Here is a 19,787-nt window from a genome sequence, read left to right on the forward strand (position 1 = left end):
AAAGGTTTCATCCTATTTTACCTTTTTTTGTCTACCCCCTTGACAATTTGCACTTTTTCTTAACTTGTCACAAATGAGGATAGGCTAATCTTAACCATTTTACTGTTTCGTACAAAGAGCCTCTCGCAATTTTTACAAAACGCCGATTATCTTGGTCATTAGAAAGATGGGTGAGAAACCCCGTCCTTCTAGGACGGCTTTACAATTTAATTTGCAATACGCCACGAGTTGTAGGACAAAAATTTACAATCTGCGGGCGATGCGTTTTGAGTTAGACGCTTGCCTGTTTTTAAATCGTGCAAGCTAATTGTTTTTCGGTATGGGTCTTTCTTTGTTGGCGACTCTTGCCACCCTCCAACGTAACAGAACCCATATTTAGGGTGTTTAACGATTGAACCGCGCTTAAACCCTGCACTTAAAGTTCCACCGTACCGAGAGCGGACATGACCAGTAGAATGCTGCAAGCGATGGAGTTGTCTGCGATGAAACTCAAGAGGGATTACTTCTATTAGCTTGGTGTTGTCAGGTTGAATATGCCCTCCCGTGTACCAATTAGCTAACACCCAAGAATCAACGCAATGCGCTTCAAACTTGTTTGATAGTTTCTGTTTGGACTTTTTGAGTCCTAAATTTTGACGCATTGAGTAAGTGTCGTTGCCAGATATAATCTCAAGATGGGCAATTTTTCTGACTTCGGAGTAAAACCAGTGTTTGCCCACTTCTAGGGGACTAAACGATACATTCCACTTGCGCCCGTTTTTCCTCTTTCGCGCTTTGATGTCCTCCACAACAAATGTTGATATCGGAAACATTAACGCCAACCAATTAACTATCCTTAACTTCCACTGCCATCTCGACTTAGTAGATGGGGGTATGCGATTTTTGTTAACCAACCTGTTAGCTCGGTTTTGACGGCACGGCGTGTTCCGAAATCGCCTTGCACGTCGCATATTTCGCCTTACTTCAACACGGTCTTTTACCCAATCAACGGCATGAGTTTGGATGTTTATGTAGGTATGCGATTTGGATTTAACTGTAAATCCTTCGCGCTTGCTACCTGGATCGATTCCTACCGCAATGGGCTGGCGATCGGTATTAGAAGGTTCTACGTTGAGTCGGACACAAAATACCCCTTTTTTAAAAAACGGCGTAGCCTTACCTGACTTAATCCAACGTTTGGCGCGGGCGTTGGTAGTCGGCATTAACGGTCTATTTTCACTGTTTACAACGGGTACAAACATTTACGGTAAGTCCTATTTCTAGGTATATATTTCCCTTCGCCACTGGCACATCCGAGCGGTTAAAAACTAGGGAGGCATTCTTAACGTCCGGTGGGATACCGCTCCCAGATGGCTCAGTTTGTCTTAAAGACGCAGGCTAGACACTGTTTTAGTCTTGAATTAAGAAGGTGGTGAATTTTCCTCTTTCAAGCCCCATGCCTTTAGGCTGGGGTTAGTGACTATAACGACCTCTTCCTTCAGCAAGATTAGCACAGACACTATCAGCAGACCGAACGATCTGTTTGCCCATCGTATCTTTGGTGAAGTAATCCCATTTTTTAACAATTTCCCAAATCTGATTCGCCAAACTTTCCGCCAACTTATAAACCTCTAATTCCTCAAAATCAGGTCTTCCCATAATTACCTAAAAAACTCAATTATATTAAATGCCCGATGCCCCATGCCCGATGCCCCATGCCCGATGCCCCATGCCCGATGCCCGATGCCCGATGCCCCATGCCCGATGCCCCATGCCCGATGCCCCATGCCCCATGCCCGATGCCCGATGCCCCATGCCCGATGCCCCATGCCCCATGCCCCATGCCCAATCCCCAATTACCCATTACCAATCCCGGCCATTAAAGAAATAACTTTGTCAAGCAATTGCTCAGGGTGAATCGGTTTAGCCAAACAATCGTTAGCTCCCGCCGTCACCGAAGATATCTCATCTGCGGGAATCTCCTTAGCGCTTAAAGCCAGAATTTTGATATTTTCCGTAACGGGTTTTTGACGCAGTTGGTGAATTATTTCGCAGCCATTCATACCGGGCAAACGCATATCGACAATCACAGCATTCGGCTGCAAAAGTTCAATTTGTTCCACGGCCGCCGAACCTTCAATCATCCACACCACTTGCAGTCCTGCGACTGTCAGGATCTCGCAAATCAGCATCGCAGTTTCTTCATCTTCTTCGACGAGCACGAGGCTGCCCCGCAAGGAGGAAGAATGCAGCGGTAAAGATGAATTAGATTTTTCATATGTAAATTTTGTGGATTCATCTTTGCTTTGAGTTTGGATGGGTATAAAAACGGTAAAAGTAGAGCCGACATCAACTGTAGAGTTGACTTCGATCGCGCCGCCGTGAAGCTCTACTAACTGTTTAGTTAAAGCTAATCCCAGACCGGTGCCGCCGTATTCGCGGCGGTAGGGGGAATCCAACTGCTGGAATTTTTGAAACAACAGCGATCGCTGATTTTCGGGAATTCCAATGCCGGTATCTTTGATTTGAAAAACAGCGGTGCTGCCAGCCGGTGCAGTACCGGGCTGCCGCAGGGCCGGCGTTCTATTTTTATCTTCTGTAACCCAAACTCGCAGGATGACTTGCCCGCCTTCGGGAGTAAATTTAATCGCATTTCCTAAAAGATTGAAGAGAATTTGTCTCAAGCGGCGCGGGTCAGCGGTGAAGCGATCGCACTCTTGTTTTATCCGCTGTTCTTGCAGCAGTTCCACGCCTTTAGCCAGAGCTTTTTCTTTGAGCGCGTGCAGGCTCTGAGAAGCTAATTTAGAAATTGAAAATTCACTAATTTTTAATACTGCTTTTCCCGCTTCTACTTGCGATAAATCTAAAATATCGTTAATTAATTCTAATAAGTGGTCGCCACTGTCCCGGATAGTTTGTAGGTACTGCCGCTGCTTTTGCACCGGCACTTCTTTGCTGCCCACTTTGCCGTAAGACCACCGCAGCAGGGTGTCGGAAATGCCGATGACGCAGGTGAGGGGAGTCCGCAATTCGTGGCTCATAGCTGCCAAAAATTCGCTCTTGGCGAGGCTGGCCGACTGGGCCGCGGCCAGTGCATCGCGCAGTTCTCGCGTGCGCTCTATTACGCGCTGTTCTGAGGTGCGCTTTTGCTGCTGGACTTGTGCATAAAGTTCGGCTTGATAAATGGCGATCGCCAAATGTTCTGCTATTTGCCGCAAAAATGTTTTTTTGCTTTCTTCCCACTCCCGACAAGTACACTGGTGGGCAATTAGCAGCCCCCACAATTCGTCTTGAACTACGATCGGCACTAGCAACTTCGCGCGCACCTTCGCCCGCCGCATCAACTCTAAAAAACAAGGTTGCGAAGAGTAAGTTGTTTCCACATCCGCGACGCACAAAGCCAAGCCTTTGCGATATTTCTCTCTGTCAATGACTCCATTGGTAAAACACTGCGCCCCATCACTAAAATTCAGTACAGACGAGATAGCATCGTTGGCTAAAGCTTCGTAGGTGACGCGACCTAAATACAAGTAAGACCCGAAATTTTCTTTGATTTCGCCAGACCCAGAAACCGCCGCAGGTATTTCTTTAGCTAACTCACCATTGTGCGGCGCTGGCACTTTTTCAAATTGATAGATTAACAGGCGATCGACCTCCAAAAACTCTCGCACTCGCTCCACTGCTTTTGACAAAATTACAGGCAATTCCAAACTCTGGCGGATTTGAGTTGTCACTTGATTCAAAAGTCGCTCTTGTTCGAGCTGCTGCTGCAAAGCATCTTCCACTGGCTGACAAAATGAAATGCAGGGACTGGCAAGTTGTAATTGATTGACGGCTTCGGTAATCTGGATATGTAGCGTTTCTGGAGCTATCACTTTGGGCGCGGAATTTGGCTCTATTTCTGTTTGGTAGTGTAGGGGCGGGTGACTGTTTTTTGTGGCATCTGAAGCGAGAATATCCAGCAAATTTAGGGTGAATTCGCTTTGAAAAACTGCCGAGTTTGGCTGTATATTTTTAATTGCTTGTTTGAGGGCGCGAATGTCAATTTGTCGCGAAGGTGCGGGCGTTATTTCTGCGAGTTTGTCTGCGAGGGGAGAGAGGAAATTGGCGATCGCCCCGGGATCGAAAGTCAACTGCACATTCAATTGCGAATTGAGATTTTTTTCGCTGTGTTTGCGTCCGTTTGTTGCGAACTCATCTAATAGCTTGCCCCGCAGCAGCGCGCTAAAATTATCTGATACCACTGCTGCAAACCTTTCCGACGAGTTTTCCTGATTTTGAGAATCAGCGATGGCATCGTCGGCCAGCCAAATCGCCCCGGGGAGTTCAGCCATTTGCTGTAACAACTGGTAAGCAGCCTCAAAGGTTGCTAGTGGCAAAGTCCGATTTAAGGTTTTTGGTTTCAATCTAGATATTTTCCCGGTTGTTTTAAAGAACAAAATATGAATGCCTCTGTTGTGGGGACGGCACCCGGGGCGCAGCAGGCGCGGCCGCTCCTTGAGACTTGAGAGGAAAGTAGTCACAAGGCAGGCTCAAGGAGCCGGCCAGGAGCCAGAAAGCTTATTTCTCCCTATATTTGTCATCTTTCTTCGCCGCGAGTGACCCCGCCATAGCTGTACGAGTGCGAAAGCGGTGGGAGGAAATGGGGGGCAGGGATACGGCTGAATAATCGTGAGCTTCAGGTCGTGTTTGGGTAGCGGGTTTTTTATGGAAACTCAGGAATTCCACTCGCATTGCTGGGGTCAAGTTACCACACGCCTTTGTTGTAGGTCGGTACTTTGCCAAAGACACTGCCTCCCAAATGGCTGTTTAATGCTTTCGTTACAGAGCTCTTAACTAGCTACGCATTCCGGGCGTGCGAACAACTTTTGCCCACAACTCCTGTCAGTTAAGATTTAGGCTGGTCAACTAGGACTCTTTCAAGCCCCACTAAATCGGTATTCCGATTAGTGGTGGGTTGTTGACCACTTTAAAAAATCTTATTCTAGTATAATATCAATATATAATTTGTTAACTTCTACTTAAAACTATCCGGGTAAATGAGCAATCCAACTCAACTCACCCCCGATTTGACGATCGGACATCTGCCTTGTCACCACTTTCAAGTGAGTGCTGCAACTCCAGGACAGGTAGTGGCTGAAAGATTCGAGCAAGAACCCGACCTGCCGGGAGTCATTATTACTCACGAATCACAGGTATTGGGCATGATTTCTCGCGTCAAGTTTCGAGAGCAAATGAGTCTTCCAGATCGCTTAGAAATTTACGGGCAGCACCCGATTCGAGCTTTGTTAGATTTTATTAGAATTCCGCCTTTGCTGCTTTCGGAAAACTGGAAAGTTGACGATGCGGTGCAAGCGTCTCTCAACAGGCACAAAGACTTGATTTATGAACCTATTGTTGTGGTAATGGAAAACGAGAGCCACCACCTTTTGGACGTTCAGACTCTGGTGATTGCCCAGTCGAAACTTTTAGCGCAAGCTAACAAAGTTATTCAAAAACACCGAGTAGAAAGACATAAATATCGGGCTATAATTCAACAAGAACAGGCGAAGTTTAAAGAATGTAATGAGCTTTTAAAATCCCAACAACGTCAAACAGAAAAATCGCCGACTCTTCCCAGTTTCGAGCAAGTAGCACTGGTAAAACAAGCTGAAGAAATAGCTCAAATGAATCAGCGATTTGTGAGGATTGCGAAACTGATTTCCTCGGAAGGTCGCCAAGCATTTCAAGCTACTTTTCAAGGTGCTAATTCTATTTGCAACAATACAGATAAAATTTTGGGCGTTGGCAAAGCAATAGCTAATGATTTAGAAACGGTTAACCGCACTTCCCGAACCATCCGGGAGGCGATAGAGCAAGTCAGGCACTTAGCAGTACAGGTGGCTGTAGTTACCAATCAAATGGGAAGTCAGCCCAGCGGTCTGAGCCAAGTGAGTCTGGAAATTGGCAGACTGGCGAGTAAAACTTTTGAATTGGGGAATCAAATGGAGCAAATTGCCAGCCGATTTAAACTTCGCGTTCACGAACTCACGCAGGCAGCAAGAGCGGGTGCTAATGTGGCTAAATCTGTGACCATCAAGATCGATCGCGCGGAAATGGCGCTGTTAGAGTTGGAGGAATTAATTGCGGAAAAAAATTTACCTTCACAGACGGCTATCAAAGAACCTTTGCCAGTCATAAAAAGTGTTACCGCTGATTCTTTAGTTAAAGATATAGAACACGCCGAAGTCGCGGTTTACGAGTTGGAACAGAGAGTTCAGCAACAAGATTCATCGCAATATCTGATTCAAAAAATTCAGCAGGCGCTGAAGTCCAAAAAGCCCTAAAAGCCCAGGTCAAATCCGATGAAACATTGGGAGAGGGAAAAAAAATAAAAATAAAAATTTACCATTTCAAAATTTTAAGAAAAGTATTTGTTAGACTTAGGGTGGGAAGATTTAAAATAAACTAGCATAAATGCAATTTAAATATCCCAATAATTCGATAATAAGTCACAAAAAAATCTTAAATAACAGGTTACGCTTATGAAAATTCTTCTGGTAGAAGATGACACACTTACAGTCAGTTTGCTGACCGAAGCACTGAACTCTCACAATTACAATGTGAATGCGGCAGCAGACGGTGAAACAGCCTTGCGCTTTGTGCAGACCTACGATTACGACCTGATTGTTTTGGATGTGCTGATTCCTAAACTAGACGGCATTAGTTTGTGTCGGAAATTGCGATCGTCCGGCTGCCAAATGCCGATTTTACTGCTGACAGCGCTAGATAGCAGCAACGATCGAGTCCAAGGTTTAGAAGCGGGTGCAGACGATTATGTGGTCAAACCCTTTAATCTCGAAGAATTAATCGCTCGAATTCGGGCTTTGCTGCGCCGGGGTAAGGCAACTTTGTCGAGTACAAATTTGACCTGGGAAAAACTGCAACTCAACCCGGACACTACGGAAGTAACTTATGCCGAAAAAGTGCTGCACTTGACTCCGAAAGAGTACAATTTGCTGGAACTTTTCCTGAGAAATCCCCGCCGCATTTTCAGCCGCAGCGCCATCCTCGATCGCATTTGGTCGGCCGGCGAATTTCCTCAGGAAGAAGCCGTTACCGCTCACATCAAGGGGCTGCGGCAGAAGCTGAAAGCAGCCGGGATGACTGTAGATTTAGTTGAAACCGTCTACGGACTGGGCTATCGGCTCAAAAATCTGCAAGAGGATATTGAGAGCCAAAAAGTGGCGCGGGAAACGGCAGAAACTGCTAAAAGTCAAGAGACTTTATCTGCTGAATCCAGCGGGTCGAGCCAGGAATTAAACAATGACGACCGCCGCCTCAAAGTCCTGAATCTGGTTGCCAAAATGCGGGAAAATTTAAAAGCCAATTTTATAGAAAAGGTAGCGATATTCGAGCGCGCGATCGCTCAATTGAAAAGCGGCACCTTGGAGGGCGAACTGCGCCAGGAAGCCCAGGCTCAAGCTCACAAATTAGTCGGTTCTTTGGGAACTTTAGGGCTGCCCAAAGGTTCGGAAGTTGCGCGCAAGATAGAACATTTGTTCAAGACTGAAAACATCTTGAAACCGGAGACGGCTCAGCAGATTGAGGAATTTCTGCATAACCTCAAACAGATATTCGATCGCCCGTCGCCCGAACCAGAAGGCGAGCCCGTTCCTGCGGTTTCCCAGAAGCGCCGAATGCTGATTGTTGATGATGATACTTTTGAGAGCGAGCAACTGAAAATAGTAGCATCCGCCAACGGCTTCCAGATAGAAGTCGCCAACTCTCCGCAAGCGGCAAGAAATGCGATTTCTCAACAGCCTCCCGACGCGATTTTGCTGGATTTGACATTTTCCAGAACTCAGGAAAACGGACTTTCTCTCCTAGCCGAACTCCTCCGTGAAAAACCAGAAATTCCGGTGATGATTTTTAGCGGGCACAATCAATTGAGCGATCGAATAGAAGTTGCTCGTTTGGGAGCTTCCGGCTTTTTACACAAATCTATCCCCCCAGCAGATATACTCAAAGCAGTCGCCCAAGTTCTCGACCAGGCCGGCCCTGCTGAAGCTAAAGTTATGGTGGTAGATGATGATGTGCATCTATTGGCTGCACTGCAAGTCATTCTACAACCTTGGGGATTTCAAGTAACAACCTTGGACGATCCCGAAAAGTTCTGGGAGGTACTCGAAACCACTTGTCCGGATTTGCTAATTTTAGATGTGGAGATGCCCGGTTACAGTGGTATTGAGCTGTGTTTGGCAGTGCGCAACGATTTGCGCTGGAGCAAGCTCCCCGTGCTATTTTTGACGGCTCATTCCGAGTCGGAAATAGTGCGCCAAATGTTTGTCGCAGGTGCTGACGACTACGTGAACAAGCCGATCGTGCAACCGGAATTGATTGCTCGCCTCCTAAATCGTTTGGAGCGGACTCAACTCAGGCACAGACTGGCTCAGGCACAACACTAATACCATTTTAGATTAAAAATTTAAAGAATTAAATAACTGAAGAATGGGGAATGAATGATGAAGCTCGAAACCACGAGCACGGGCCTACAGTTTAATTCTTTTTTAAAACTGGTATAACTAGGAGGAAATATGCAGCGCCTGTCCGAAACGAGTCAGGAAGCCTTAGCCAAGACTTGGGATTTTTTGATTGTGTGATTCGGCCGCGGCGGCGTTGATAGATGTTGGTCCGCTCATGAAGAACATAGACTAATTTAGAGAAGTATTAATCATATGAAAGCAAAGATATTGCCCTCAGACACAGGCACTCTCAATAACAGCGATTGCGAACTAATTTACGCTCCGGGTTCGATTCAACCTCACGGCATCCTTTTGGTGCTGGAATCTCCTGTGTTGAAAATTTTGCAAGTTAGCAACAATACTTTTGAGGCTCTCGGCATTTACCCCGAAGAACTTTTGGGCAAATTTTTACATGAATTTGTGGAGACTGAGGAAATTGAGGCTATTGAAAAAGCTTTATTTGAAAAAAGTCATCACTCTAATGGTATCAGATTATCATTCAAAAGTCAAAACCGCCAGTCTTTTTTTGAGGGGACGCTGCATCAATCTAGTTCAGCATTAATTGTTGAACTAGAGGCGGTTGTTTCCCCAAAAGCTAGCGATTGTTTCAATTTTTATCATTTAGTCCAAGAGCCGATCGACAAAATCCACAGAACACCAAACCTGCAAGTGCTGTGTCAGACAGCAGTTGAAGAAGTGCGGAGGATGATCGGTTTCGATCGAGCGATCGTCTATCAATTTGATGCCACTGGTGCGGGGGAAGTTGTCGCCGAAGACAAAGTAGAAAGTTTGGCTCCTTTATTGGGACTGCACTATCCGGCTACGGATATTCCCCCCCTGGCAAGAAACCTGTTCAAGATGAATTTAATTCGGTTTATTCCCGATATTAACGGTCAGCCTGTAGAACTAATTCCTCACTGCAATCCGTTGACCGGTCGCCCCCTGGATATGGCCTGTTCTTTGTTGAGAACAGTTTCCCCTTGCCACGTTCAATATCTCAAAAATATGAACGTTGCCGCTAGCATGACCCTGACATTAATCAAAGATAAAAAAGTCTGGGGATTGCTCGCCTGTCACCATCCAACACGAAAGTATGTCAACTACGAAACAAGAACCGCTTGCGAAATGCTAGCAAAGTTTGTGAATCTAGAACTCAGCTACAAACAAGATAGCGAAGACTGGGAATATGCAATTTATTTAAAAAATAATTGCCATAAATTTATCACAGAAATCTCTCGAAAAAACTGCTTTGTAGAAGGTTTGCTTACATTCGGAGATGAATTGCTGACCCTAGTGGGCGCTACCGGTGCAGTTGTGTGTGCCAAGGAAAATTTAACAACCATCGGCAAAACCCCGGAATGGGTAGAAATCGAAAAATTAATTGCTTGGATAAAAACTCAAATAAATAATGATGTTTTTCATACAGATTCTCTCTCAAAACTGTATCCGCCCTCCGAGAAATTTAAAGAATTTGCTAGCGGTTTGCTGGTGCTTGCCATGTCCGAGATGCAAAATTATTACATTTTGTGGTTCCGTCCCGAAGCAATTCAAACTGTCAACTGGGCCGGTCAACCAGACGGGTTAATTGAATTTAAACCGGATGACAGCCGGCCGAGGTCTCCTCGCACTTCCTTTGAGTTGTGGCAAGAAACTGTGAGGTTAAAATCTTTGCCTTGGCAGCGGTGCGAAATCGAAATAGCCCGAGAACTTCGAGTTGCTATTACTAGCATTGAGTTGCGGAAAACCAATCAGCAGCTTAGCTTAGCTTTGTCGGCTACCAAAATCGGATTTTGGGACTGGGACGTGCAGAAAAATAGCATTATTTGGTCGAGGGAACACGAAGAGTTGTATGGGTTGACCCCGGGAACTTTTGGCGGAACTTATCAAAGTTTTGCAGCTTGCGTTCACCCAGAAGATTTAAACAGTATTCAGAATGCTATAAATCAGGCGATTGCCCAGCGATCGGATTTCTGTAACGAAAACCGCGTGGTTTGGCCCGACGGCAGCATTCACTGGATTGAGGGGAAAGGTAAGTTTTTTTACAACGAAGCAGGCGATGCAGTGCGGATGGTGGGGACAGTTAGAGAAATTACCGATCGTAAAGCTAGAGAATTACAGTTGCGCCTGTTGGAATCAGCAGTCACCACCACTAACGACGCCGTGTTAATTACCGAAGCTGAACCGATTGACGAACCGGGCCCGCGAATTCTTTATGTCAACCCAGCTTTCACGCGGATGACCGGCTATACGCTAGAAGAAGTTTTAGGCAAAACGCCGCGCATCTTGCAAGGAGAAAAAACAGACCGCGCCAGTATCGAGCGAATTCGGACAGCTTTGGAAACCTGGCAGCCGGTGCGGGTTGACTCGATCAATTATCGCAAAGACGGGACAGAATTTTGGGTAGAAATGAGCATTGTGCCGATCGCTGACGAAACAGGTGGGTTTACCCATTGGGTATCAGTACACCGCGATATTAGTGACCGCAAACTTGCTGAAGCCGCCCTCCAACAGCTCAACGAACGGTTAGAAATGCGAGTTTTGCAGCGAACCCGAGAACTAGAAAGCTCTCAAGCAGAACTCCGGGAAAGCGAAGCTTTATTTCGCTCTCTGAGCGAAAGTTCGCCCGTCGGCATTTTCAAAATCGATACTGAGGGGAAATGTACCTATACAAATCCCCGCTGTCAAGCAATTGGCGGCTTCGCACCGGCAGCAGCTTTAGGAAACCGCTGGATGCGGTTTGTTCACCGCGAAGACATCAAACTAATTCTGTCTAAGTGGTCGGAATCGCAATCGCTAGATGGGGAATTTTACTGCGAATTCCGCCACATCCAGCGAGACGGAACAATCCGGTTTTGTCGGCTTAAAACAGCTCCGATTTTTTCCGACAGAGAGCAACTAATCGGTCACGTCGGCACAATCACAGATATCACAGAAAGTCGGGCAATTGAAAAAATGAAAAATGAGTTTATTTCCATTGTCAGCCACGAACTGCGAACGCCGCTTGCCTCAATTCGCGGTTCTTTAGGTTTGCTGGCGGCTGGGGTACTGAAACATCAACCGGAAACTGCCAAACAGATGTTAGAAATCGCGTCTAGCGATACCGAACGGTTAGTGCGTTTGGTCAACGATATTCTAGACTTAGAGCGGCTCGATTCGAGCCAAATTATCCTCGTCAAGCAGTGGTGCGATGCGGCTGTTTTGATGCGGAAGTCTGCGGAATCTGTGCTGTCTGTGGCTGCTGAGAATAACATTAGTTTGTCGATTTTGCCCGAAACGGCCAAAATTTGGGCTGACCCGGACAGGATCGTTCAACTGCTGGTAAATTTGTTGAGCAATGCGATTAAATTCTCGGCTGCCGAGAGTACAGTAACTGTCAGGGTGGAAGATTTGGGCTATCGGGTTTTATTTGAAGTCAAAGATCGAGGGCGGGGGATTCCTGCGGATAAACTAGAAACAATCTTTGGACGGTTTCAACAGGTGGATGCTTCTGACTCCCGCCAAAAAGGAGGTACGGGTTTGGGTTTGGCTATCTGTCGCAGCATCGTGCAGCAGCACGGCGGCAGAATTTGGGCCGAAAGTGTTGTCTCAGAAGGAAGCAGTTTCTATTTCACAGTGCCCGCACCGTTGGAAGGCGAAGGGGGAAAAAGTTTTTAGTTTTGAGATTGCTTTCATAAGAGATGGGGAAAGCTAAGGTTCCTCGCAACGCACGCGGCGAGAATGAGTTTGGCAGGGCTATCTGTCGATTTTTCTGTTCTCGGTTTAATATCAATTCCGGTTACACCGTTCGGGATAGGGAGTGGTCCGTTGGGAGTGGGGAGTCGGGGAATGTGGAATTATTTACCTTGACTTTATCGTGTCCGTGCAACCGGAAACGATAGAAGTAGGTGAGCGGCACAATATAGGAACCGCCAAGACTATTAGGACGTTCTTAATTGCTGAAACAGTTAACTTTATTGCTAATTGCTTCTTCCGTCTTGCTTCTTCCTTCTGGTATATCTGCGAAGAAACCGGGTTGATGAGGCAGCGTGCGTAAGTTTTTTTTGGGTTTACCATGATTAATCTAAAATTTGAGTTTTAATTATGTCAGCAAAGCGCATTCTGGTAATCGATGATGAAAAAAACCTCTGCAGCGTGATTCAGGCCTGTCTGGAACATTTAGGCGGCTGGACGGTACTGAGCGCGCTCAGCAGCAGCGAAGGAAGGCTTTTAGCTGAAACTCAACTCCCTGACGCTATTCTGCTAGATGTGATGATGCCGGATATGGACGGAGTTGCTTTGTTTAGTTTGCTGCAAAACAATGCGGCTACTCGGGGGATTCCGGTGATTTTCCTGACTGCTAAGGTGCAGGCGATGGATTTGAGCGAATTTGCTGATTTGGGGGTAGCGGGGGTGATTGCCAAGCCTTTCGATCCTTTGAGTTTGGCACAGCAAGTTGCGGAAATTCTGGGTTGGGAACCGTTGTCTTAAACTGGGGGAAAATGCGATCGCACATAGCAAATAGCAGATCGAACTCGGCGTTTGAAACCGCTAATAGACAAACAAAGTCTGCCCAGGCAGATAGCAGATCGAACTCGGCGGTTGAAACGGCTACTAGACAAACAAAGTCTGCCCAGCCCGACTGAAGAATCCAGGGGCATTAAAGCCGGATGAGGATCTCAAACCCGCTTTCTCGTTCCCAATCTCTTGCAAAAATCACGCAATTATGTTTTAAACCGGGTTTCTGCGTCCAGGAAAGTCCTAGTTTTTCCTGCTGTTTTCAGAATTTCCTCATTTTTTTGATTTAGGTTTGAGATGGATCGGTGATTGGTTAATTTAAACTCTGATTCCCTAGAAGTTCGAGAGACGATCTCAGGGAGTCGGGGTTTTTTGTTGCGCGCAAAGCCGATCGGCTATTACCGTATTTACAGGCAGAATAACTCCTCCAGAAGTTACACAGACTTGCCTCAAGAACTGTTTTTTTAACCCGGGATCAAAGATGCAGCGAAGTTTTTTGGTAAAAAACCCCGTTTGGGCCTGCTAATCCAAGAGTTAGGCAGACTTCCCTCAGAAACCGGGTTTTTTTAACCCGGGATCGCAGATCTAGCCAAGTTTTATGGTAAAAAACCCGGTTTTTGCCTAAGTGCTGTAATCCCAGCTTCGGCAAAAGTATATTTATCAAAAAAATGATGGTCTTCATAATTTCCTCATATTTTTTAGATAAATTTTACTCTACGCTCTGGATCAGAAGCCCGATCGCAATCTCAGCACCATTCCGCTGCCAAAAAACGAACCTGTTGTCAGGGCAGTTCGGGTCGGTGACGGTACTTTCGATTAACTGGTGCCACAGCACAACCAGCCTGAATAAGTCAGGATTGAGGTTCTGCATACCACAAAAACCGGGTTTTTTAACCTGGAAAAACGGGGTTTCTGCGCCAGTCCTCTAAGTGTTGGCATGAGAACTGAATGGTAAAAAAATTAATAACTGAGGAAGTGATTCGCGCTCTCGAATAACACCCCAAAAATAAATCTGTCGTTTTGTCAAGAGCCAAACTCGCAATTGCCACTAACAGGCAAAGCCAAGTCCCAGTAAGTTTTTGAAAGAGTGGGGAGATTTTTAAAATGTCAGATCAGCTATCTTCTAAAGATAACAACCCGATTCTGTGCTATTACGCAAATGCTACCCAGCTAGTTCAGGTGGTTCGGATTGGGAACATTCCTAATTGGTACATGGAAAGAGTGATATTTCCGGGACAGCGACTGATGTTTGAAGCACCAGCAGAAGCAGTCTTAGAAATTCACACGGGTATGGTGGCAAGTGCTATTTTATCGGACAAGATTCCCTGCTACGTGCTGCGGGTTATAGAAGAGGTAAGTTTCGAGAGCGAGCTGGTGATTCCCCAAGAACGATGTGCGGTATTAGCCGGCTAAGATTCCGCAGAAATCACACGATATCGAGATGGCAACAAAAATATTAGTTAACGAGTGTTTGGGGATGGGGAGAATGCAGAAAAATCTTGTCAATATTACCTTGGCAGTAGTTACAGAAGAAGTAGAAATTATCTTGGAGTCTTATCCGACGCATCCGTACCAACAAGCTTTTTCGCCTTCTGGCTTGCGACAGGATTTAATTGCTTACGTGCTCAGCCGAGTTCCTAATAGATATACTGCGATCGACTCCGGCGAGTCTGTGTCAAACCACACATTCCAGGTTCGCTGTTCTTCAGAGCAGTTGCTGCACATAGAAAATTTGATTCATGCTGGCATTCGCGACCTGCTGCACAGCTATCAGAAGATCGATTACGGCTTTCGGGAACAAGTTAAATCCGCTTCGAGAGTTGCTAGTTGGTTTTGATAGTTTGTCGTAAATGAGGGAGACGCCCATATCCTCGGCACTCTGGCTTGAGCGAGCGAGGTGGAATTGTGCACTGGCTCGACGGTTCAAGACTTTTGGTAATCGCAGCAGCGCGAGCACGGGCCATTGGGATTGACAGCACAGCGCAGAATTTCCGATCGAGCATTAAAGCGACAGCTAGCATCTCCGATAACCCAGATGCCGCTTACACAAGTTCTTTCCGTCGGCGTTGTGGCAGACTGCACGTACAGGGCAATTTTTTGCAGTCGGTAGCGGCCGGATTTGAGTTGATAGCGGTGGTGGCGTTCCAAAACAGCGTAGGTTTCTCCCTCTAAATCTAGATAGTTCCCCGGTTGTGGCGTCCAATCCAGCCGAATGTTGCCTAAGGATTGGCGGGGGTGAGAGAGAATCACCTCTACGGGTAAAGTATTTTGTTCCATGTGGCGGTGGGTTGGCGAGCTGAACTAAACGGGCAAATAGTAGACTAAACCTACATCTTCTTCATCTAGAAAGATAACATCTTCTAGAGAGAGTAATTTAGGTTGAGGCCCTAAGCTTAACTATTTGACACTCCCGGGCCTTAAGGCGTGGGGATTCTTAATTCATCGACAGACCTTTAAGCGCTATGTCATGAAGGCACTTCTTAAACCTTTCAACCGTACAAAATACCAATTGACGAGTTCAACTCACAGCAACCCGCCTAGGGTCTATCTCCAAAAGCGTACGCTTGATATGAACAAGCGAGTTCGGGTATGCCCTACCCTACTTAACAAATGAACCAATTTTTTTTTGCTGGTAAAAAGAATGCGTTGATTCTCTAGCTGTTTTAAGAGTATTCGCGGCTAGGTGTCCAACAATTTGTGCCTAAAAGTGTGTCTTAACTGTTTCACTTGAGGCACAGGAGTTTAACCTTGACTACGGTAGTATACTACAAATACCAGCAATTCCCTGATTTTTAGGAATAGATTTAAGAAATTAAAGCCGGCCACTGAAGAAGGGGTTTTAAACCCAATTTCCCGATAAAGCAGTACAGGCGAATGGTATCGCAACTCGCAGGTTTGAGCGATACGCGGTTGAGATTCTGAACAGATTTTAAGGGTTTGCGGGACTTGGGGTGCTTGAAGTGTGTTTGTAGTGAGCACTTCAGCCCTCTGATTTTTATGAGGACTTTAGTCCTCACTACAAACCAAACCGGATTTTCGGCAATCAAAATTCCCAAAAATATCCCATTCCTTCCATGATTCCCCAAGCGCAAGCAGAACCAGCTAAATAATGATTTTCAGTGCCGCATTGGCGATGCCATTCTAAGAGTTCTGACAGAGCATTAGCGACGATTACTCCCCGGACATCCTGTTCAAACATACTGATATCATTGCCAGAATCACCGCAAACTAATGTTCCCTCAGATGGAATTTGCAGGCGCTTTTGTAAATAAGTAAGGGCATTGCCTTTATTGCTAGTTTGCGGTAAAAGATCCACATAGGTATTGCTGCTAAAAATGATTTGAGCTAGCAGTCCCGATTCCGTTAACTTTTGCTGCAAAGCCTGGACAGTCGAGCTGTTTTCTGCTGCTGGTTCCAGACTATAACTGATTTTCCAAGGATTTTGTTCTTTTGGGGATTGGGGTTTAAGCTTGGAAAACTGCTGAGCTAAAGAGGCGATCGCTATTTTATCCCAGCTTTGAGAAAGATATTCCGCCCAATCTAAATCGAGGGTTCCGTCTTGGTAAATTTCGCTGCCTACACCTGCGATCAAATAGTCTGGTTCTAGCAGTTGCTTTTGGGCAATTAATTCGCAAGTTGAAGCATAAGAACGCCCGGTTGCGTAAACCCAACAAATTTGCGATCGCTTTGATTGCAAGCGCTGGTTTAAAACTTGAGTTGCTTCGTCATCTCCGACTAGCGTGTTGTCTAAATCTGTAACTAATAAAAATTTCATTTTGGGAATTAATCAGTACTCTGTTGTCATCAGTCATTAGTAATTAGGAATCGATCGCTTCCTAAAATAATTTTAACTATTTATAAGAATTTGTTAAACAAAATACATTTATAAGCAAGCCGATCGGTTAACATTGGCCAGATTTAATTTTTAACAAGTGGTGTGAGTGTTGTGGTGAAGAATTCAACCTCCGTTAAAGCTTTTTGGCTGTCTTTCTTGATTTCTGGTGTGACGGTGCCTTTAGGGGCGATCGCCGCAACAGCTCAAATTAAGGATACCTCAACTCCAGAAGTTGCGCTAGAAGGTAGTACCCTTCATGTGGCTAACCCAGCCTCCGCGCTGGCAGCAGTTAAGATTGAGATTCCGCAGTTAGCGGGGATAACCGCAGAGACTAACTCAGCAGTCTCACGCCCGGAACCCGAAACTGATACAGCAACAGTCTCATCCCCCGAACCCGAAACAGATACAGCAACTGTCGATCGAACTTTACCCGCAACTGATACAGCAACAGTCGATCGAACTTTACCCGCAACTGATACAGCAACAGTCGATCGAACTTTACCCGAAACTGATACAGCAACAGTCGATCGAACTTTACCCGAAACTGATACAGCAACAGTCGATCGAACTTTACCCGAAACAGATACAGCAACTGTCGATCGAACTTTACCCGAAACAGATACAGCAACTGTCGATCGTGCAGCAACAGCCCCAGAAATAACGGGGGCTATTGGCGAATCGCCCCCAGAGGAGTTAGAAATTGCCAACTCTCCTCAGTCTCAAAACGTTGCTGAAGCCAGCAAAGTTGCCGAGATCGGCAGCGAGACGGGCACCGCTGATGAGCTCAGCATACAAGAAGACGCAGCACAAGTCACCTCAGTTTCCCAACTGTCCGACGTGCGGCCGACAGATTGGGCTTTTGGCGCCTTGCAATCCCTAGTAGAAAGATACGGCTGCATTGCGGGATATCCAGACGGCACATTCCGAGGCAATCGGGCAATGACTCGCTACGAATTTGCCGCCGGATTAAATGCTTGCTTGGATCAAATTACCAAACAAATTAGCGGTTCTACTGGTAATCTAGTCAGCCGAGAAGATTTAGCATCTCTGCAAAAACTGCAAGAAGAATTTGCGGCAGAATTAGCTACATTGCGCGGTAGAGTAGATGCTTTAGAAGCTCGAACGGCCGAATTGGAAGCCAACCAATTTTCAACTACGACTAAACTAAACGGATTTGCTTGGTTTAACCTGACTGGAGCTTTTGCCGGCGATCGAGTCCGAATTGAAGCAACAAATGGAAAAGCTGCTCCGCTCGATCGAGTAGCCGGACGCGATCCTGTCACCAACAGACCCATCGTGCAGAAAGTTGACGACCCAGAAATCACTTTCAGCCAGTTAGTTTGGTTGACTCTCACTACTTCGTTTACAGGGAAAGACGAATTGATTACACAGCTAGCTGTAGGTAACGGCAATTCCCCAGCCAATCAGTATACTTCAACAGGTCTGTTCAATACCTTTGGCACTCCTTTTCTCGATCAAACTGCGGGAGCAAATCCCAATGAAGTTGTCCTGAGGGAACTTTCCTATCGGTTCCCGCTTAGCAACAGCTTGCAAGTAGTAGTCGGGCCGAGGATTAATTTCTACCGCTACTTTGACAACAATAGGTTTAACTTTTTTGTAGATGGTGCCAGCAGCTTTAATTCTAACAACAGCCCCTTGTTAAGCGCTACCAGACGCGGTGCCGGTGCTTTGGCTTTGTGGGATATCGGCCGCGCATTGAGACTGCGTTTTGGCTATTTGGGCGAGAGTACGGAATTTTTGCCCACTTCCGTGTTTAATTCCGCATCCAATCCGTCTCAAGGCTTGTTTGGGGGCACGAATACGACTACAGCAGAATTAACATTCAGTCCGAGCGATCGGGCTAATTTGCGCTTTCTGTACAGCCGTTCCAACATCCAGCAAATAGGCGGCTTAATTGGATCTCCTAACAGCAAGCCGTTAAACGGTGTGGCAGATGACGGTTTCGGCGGCCGCCTGGGCAATGCGACTGCGAATACTTATAGTTTCAATTTCGATTGGTTAGTCACTCGCCGCTTTGGTCTTTTCGGCCGCTACGGCTACGCCGAAACCAATATATTTCCCAAGACTAACCGACCTGACGGCACGATCAAAAATCAATCTTATCAGTTAGGACTTGCATTTCCCGATTTGTTCAAAGAAGGAGCTTTGCTTACGGTGTCATTTTTAGTACCTTTTGACTTTACTGGCGGTCGGAGGTTTCTGGTTTCTGGCGGAGGGAATGGCGGCACGCAGTACGAAATGGAGGCAACTTATTATTTGCCTCTCACCGACCATATTTCGATCGTGCCCGCATTTTATGCGATCGGCAACGCCAATAATTTCGATAACAACCCGACAATTTTTGTGGGCAATTTGCGGACGCAGTTTAGTTTTTAACTAAATTAGGGCTGACTCGAACATAATTATATAGCAATCCTCAATGAGTCATAAATTTTTTACCCCATCCCAACCCTCCCCGAACCCGCGGGGAGGGAGTAAGAAATTCACAAATGATTTAGGATTGCTATAGTATTTTTCAGTTGAGTCAGGTACACATTAATAATGGGTAAAGGGGTGCTGAGTGTAGATTACCTGACTCAGTTGAAAACTGCTATATGTAAGGTACGCCTGAAAAACCTTACCGCGTTAGGGTAGGGTGTCATAAGCTGTGTTGCATCTAGATTGCCTATGGTATTAGAGAGGGAGAGGGGGTGAAGGGGAGAGGGGGAGAGGATTTGACGATTTTTGATCGGGACTCGAAATATACAATTTAAATGCACAACAGCTTATCAATTCCGGTTGCATCGTCGGGCGTCAAATCCAGTCAACAGTCAACAATCACGGATAGTGGAACCGAAATTGATAGAATTCATCTGCGTTAATTTGTGTTTATCTGCCTGTATCTGCGGTTAAAAAAAGAGCAGTTATTAACCGCAGATGACAATGGATTGACGCTGATGCACGCAGATGAATAG

14 protein-coding genes and 1 pseudogene are annotated in these 19,787 nt (G+C 46.0%); 8 read left to right on the forward strand and 7 right to left on the reverse strand.

Annotated features, from left to right (window positions below; genetic code table 11):
• Positions 1 to 79 precede the first annotated feature (79 nt).
• The 4 genes and pseudogenes from QUB61_RS19415 to QUB61_RS19430 all read right to left on the reverse strand — a co-directional run.
• Positions 80 to 160: pseudogene (locus QUB61_RS19415) on the reverse strand (four helix bundle protein); the annotation flags it as partial.
• A gap of 46 nt (positions 161 to 206) precedes the next feature.
• Complete coding sequence (locus QUB61_RS19420; RefSeq protein ID WP_333132738.1) at positions 207 to 1,241, reverse strand: RRXRR domain-containing protein; 1,035 nt, start codon at positions 1,239 to 1,241, stop codon at positions 207 to 209.
• Between the two features lie 211 nt (positions 1,242 to 1,452).
• Positions 1,453 to 1,638, reverse strand: a complete 186-nt coding sequence (locus tag QUB61_RS19425; RefSeq protein ID WP_445300262.1) for a four helix bundle protein — start codon at positions 1,636 to 1,638, stop codon at positions 1,453 to 1,455.
• A gap of 197 nt (positions 1,639 to 1,835) precedes the next feature.
• Positions 1,836 to 4,385, reverse strand: a complete 2,550-nt coding sequence (locus QUB61_RS19430; RefSeq protein ID WP_333132737.1) for an ATP-binding protein — start codon at positions 4,383 to 4,385, stop codon at positions 1,836 to 1,838.
• A 633-nt stretch (positions 4,386 to 5,018) separates the two neighbouring features.
• Here QUB61_RS19430 and QUB61_RS19435 point away from each other — a divergent pair.
• From QUB61_RS19435 to QUB61_RS19455, 5 genes are all read left to right on the forward strand, one after another.
• On the forward strand, positions 5,019 to 6,305 hold the full coding sequence (locus QUB61_RS19435; RefSeq protein WP_333132736.1) for a chemotaxis protein: 1,287 nt from the start codon (positions 5,019 to 5,021) through the stop codon (positions 6,303 to 6,305).
• A 198-nt stretch (positions 6,306 to 6,503) separates the two neighbouring features.
• Entirely contained in the window at positions 6,504 to 8,426 is a 1,923-nt protein-coding gene (locus QUB61_RS19440) for a response regulator (RefSeq protein WP_333132735.1), read from the forward strand.
• Between the two features lie 270 nt (positions 8,427 to 8,696).
• Positions 8,697 to 12,137, forward strand: coding sequence for a PAS domain S-box protein (locus tag QUB61_RS19445; protein ID WP_333132734.1), 3,441 nt, complete (start codon positions 8,697 to 8,699; stop codon positions 12,135 to 12,137).
• Between the two features lie 142 nt (positions 12,138 to 12,279).
• Entirely contained in the window at positions 12,280 to 12,516 is a 237-nt protein-coding gene (locus QUB61_RS19450) for a hypothetical protein (protein WP_333132733.1), read from the forward strand.
• 47 nt (positions 12,517 to 12,563) lie between these two features.
• Positions 12,564 to 12,950, forward strand: coding sequence for a response regulator (locus QUB61_RS19455; protein WP_333132732.1), 387 nt, complete (start codon positions 12,564 to 12,566; stop codon positions 12,948 to 12,950).
• 736 nt (positions 12,951 to 13,686) lie between these two features.
• Here the strand turns inward: QUB61_RS19455 and QUB61_RS19460 are convergent.
• Complete coding sequence (locus QUB61_RS19460; RefSeq protein WP_333132731.1) at positions 13,687 to 13,848, reverse strand: hypothetical protein; 162 nt, start codon at positions 13,846 to 13,848, stop codon at positions 13,687 to 13,689.
• Positions 13,849 to 14,081: 233 nt separating this feature from the next.
• On the opposite strand from QUB61_RS19460, the gene QUB61_RS19465 reads away from it, so the two are divergent.
• Positions 14,082 to 14,390, forward strand: a complete 309-nt coding sequence (locus tag QUB61_RS19465) for a DUF1830 domain-containing protein (RefSeq protein WP_333132730.1) — start codon at positions 14,082 to 14,084, stop codon at positions 14,388 to 14,390.
• A 28-nt stretch (positions 14,391 to 14,418) separates the two neighbouring features.
• A complete protein-coding gene (locus QUB61_RS19470) occupies positions 14,419 to 14,814 on the forward strand; it encodes a late competence development ComFB family protein (protein WP_333132729.1) in 396 nt (131 codons plus the stop codon).
• Between the two features lie 86 nt (positions 14,815 to 14,900).
• Here the strand turns inward: QUB61_RS19470 and QUB61_RS19475 are convergent, their stop codons facing one another.
• On the reverse strand, positions 14,901 to 15,254 hold the full coding sequence (locus QUB61_RS19475) for a DUF6464 family protein (RefSeq protein WP_333132728.1): 354 nt from the start codon (positions 15,252 to 15,254) through the stop codon (positions 14,901 to 14,903).
• A 766-nt stretch (positions 15,255 to 16,020) separates the two neighbouring features.
• Positions 16,021 to 16,752: a sucrose-phosphate phosphatase gene (locus QUB61_RS19480; RefSeq protein WP_333132727.1), complete on the reverse strand. Its 732-nt coding sequence runs from the start codon at positions 16,750 to 16,752 to the stop codon at positions 16,021 to 16,023.
• 171 nt (positions 16,753 to 16,923) lie between these two features.
• Between QUB61_RS19480 and QUB61_RS19485 the strand changes: the two genes are divergently transcribed.
• Complete coding sequence (locus QUB61_RS19485) at positions 16,924 to 19,209, forward strand: iron uptake porin (RefSeq protein ID WP_445300261.1); 2,286 nt, start codon at positions 16,924 to 16,926, stop codon at positions 19,207 to 19,209.
• Positions 19,210 to 19,787: the final 578 nt, after the last annotated feature.

Source organism: Microcoleus sp. C2D2, assembly GCF_036702495.1.
Classification (GTDB): Bacteria; Cyanobacteriota; Cyanobacteriia; order Cyanobacteriales; family Microcoleaceae; genus Microcoleus.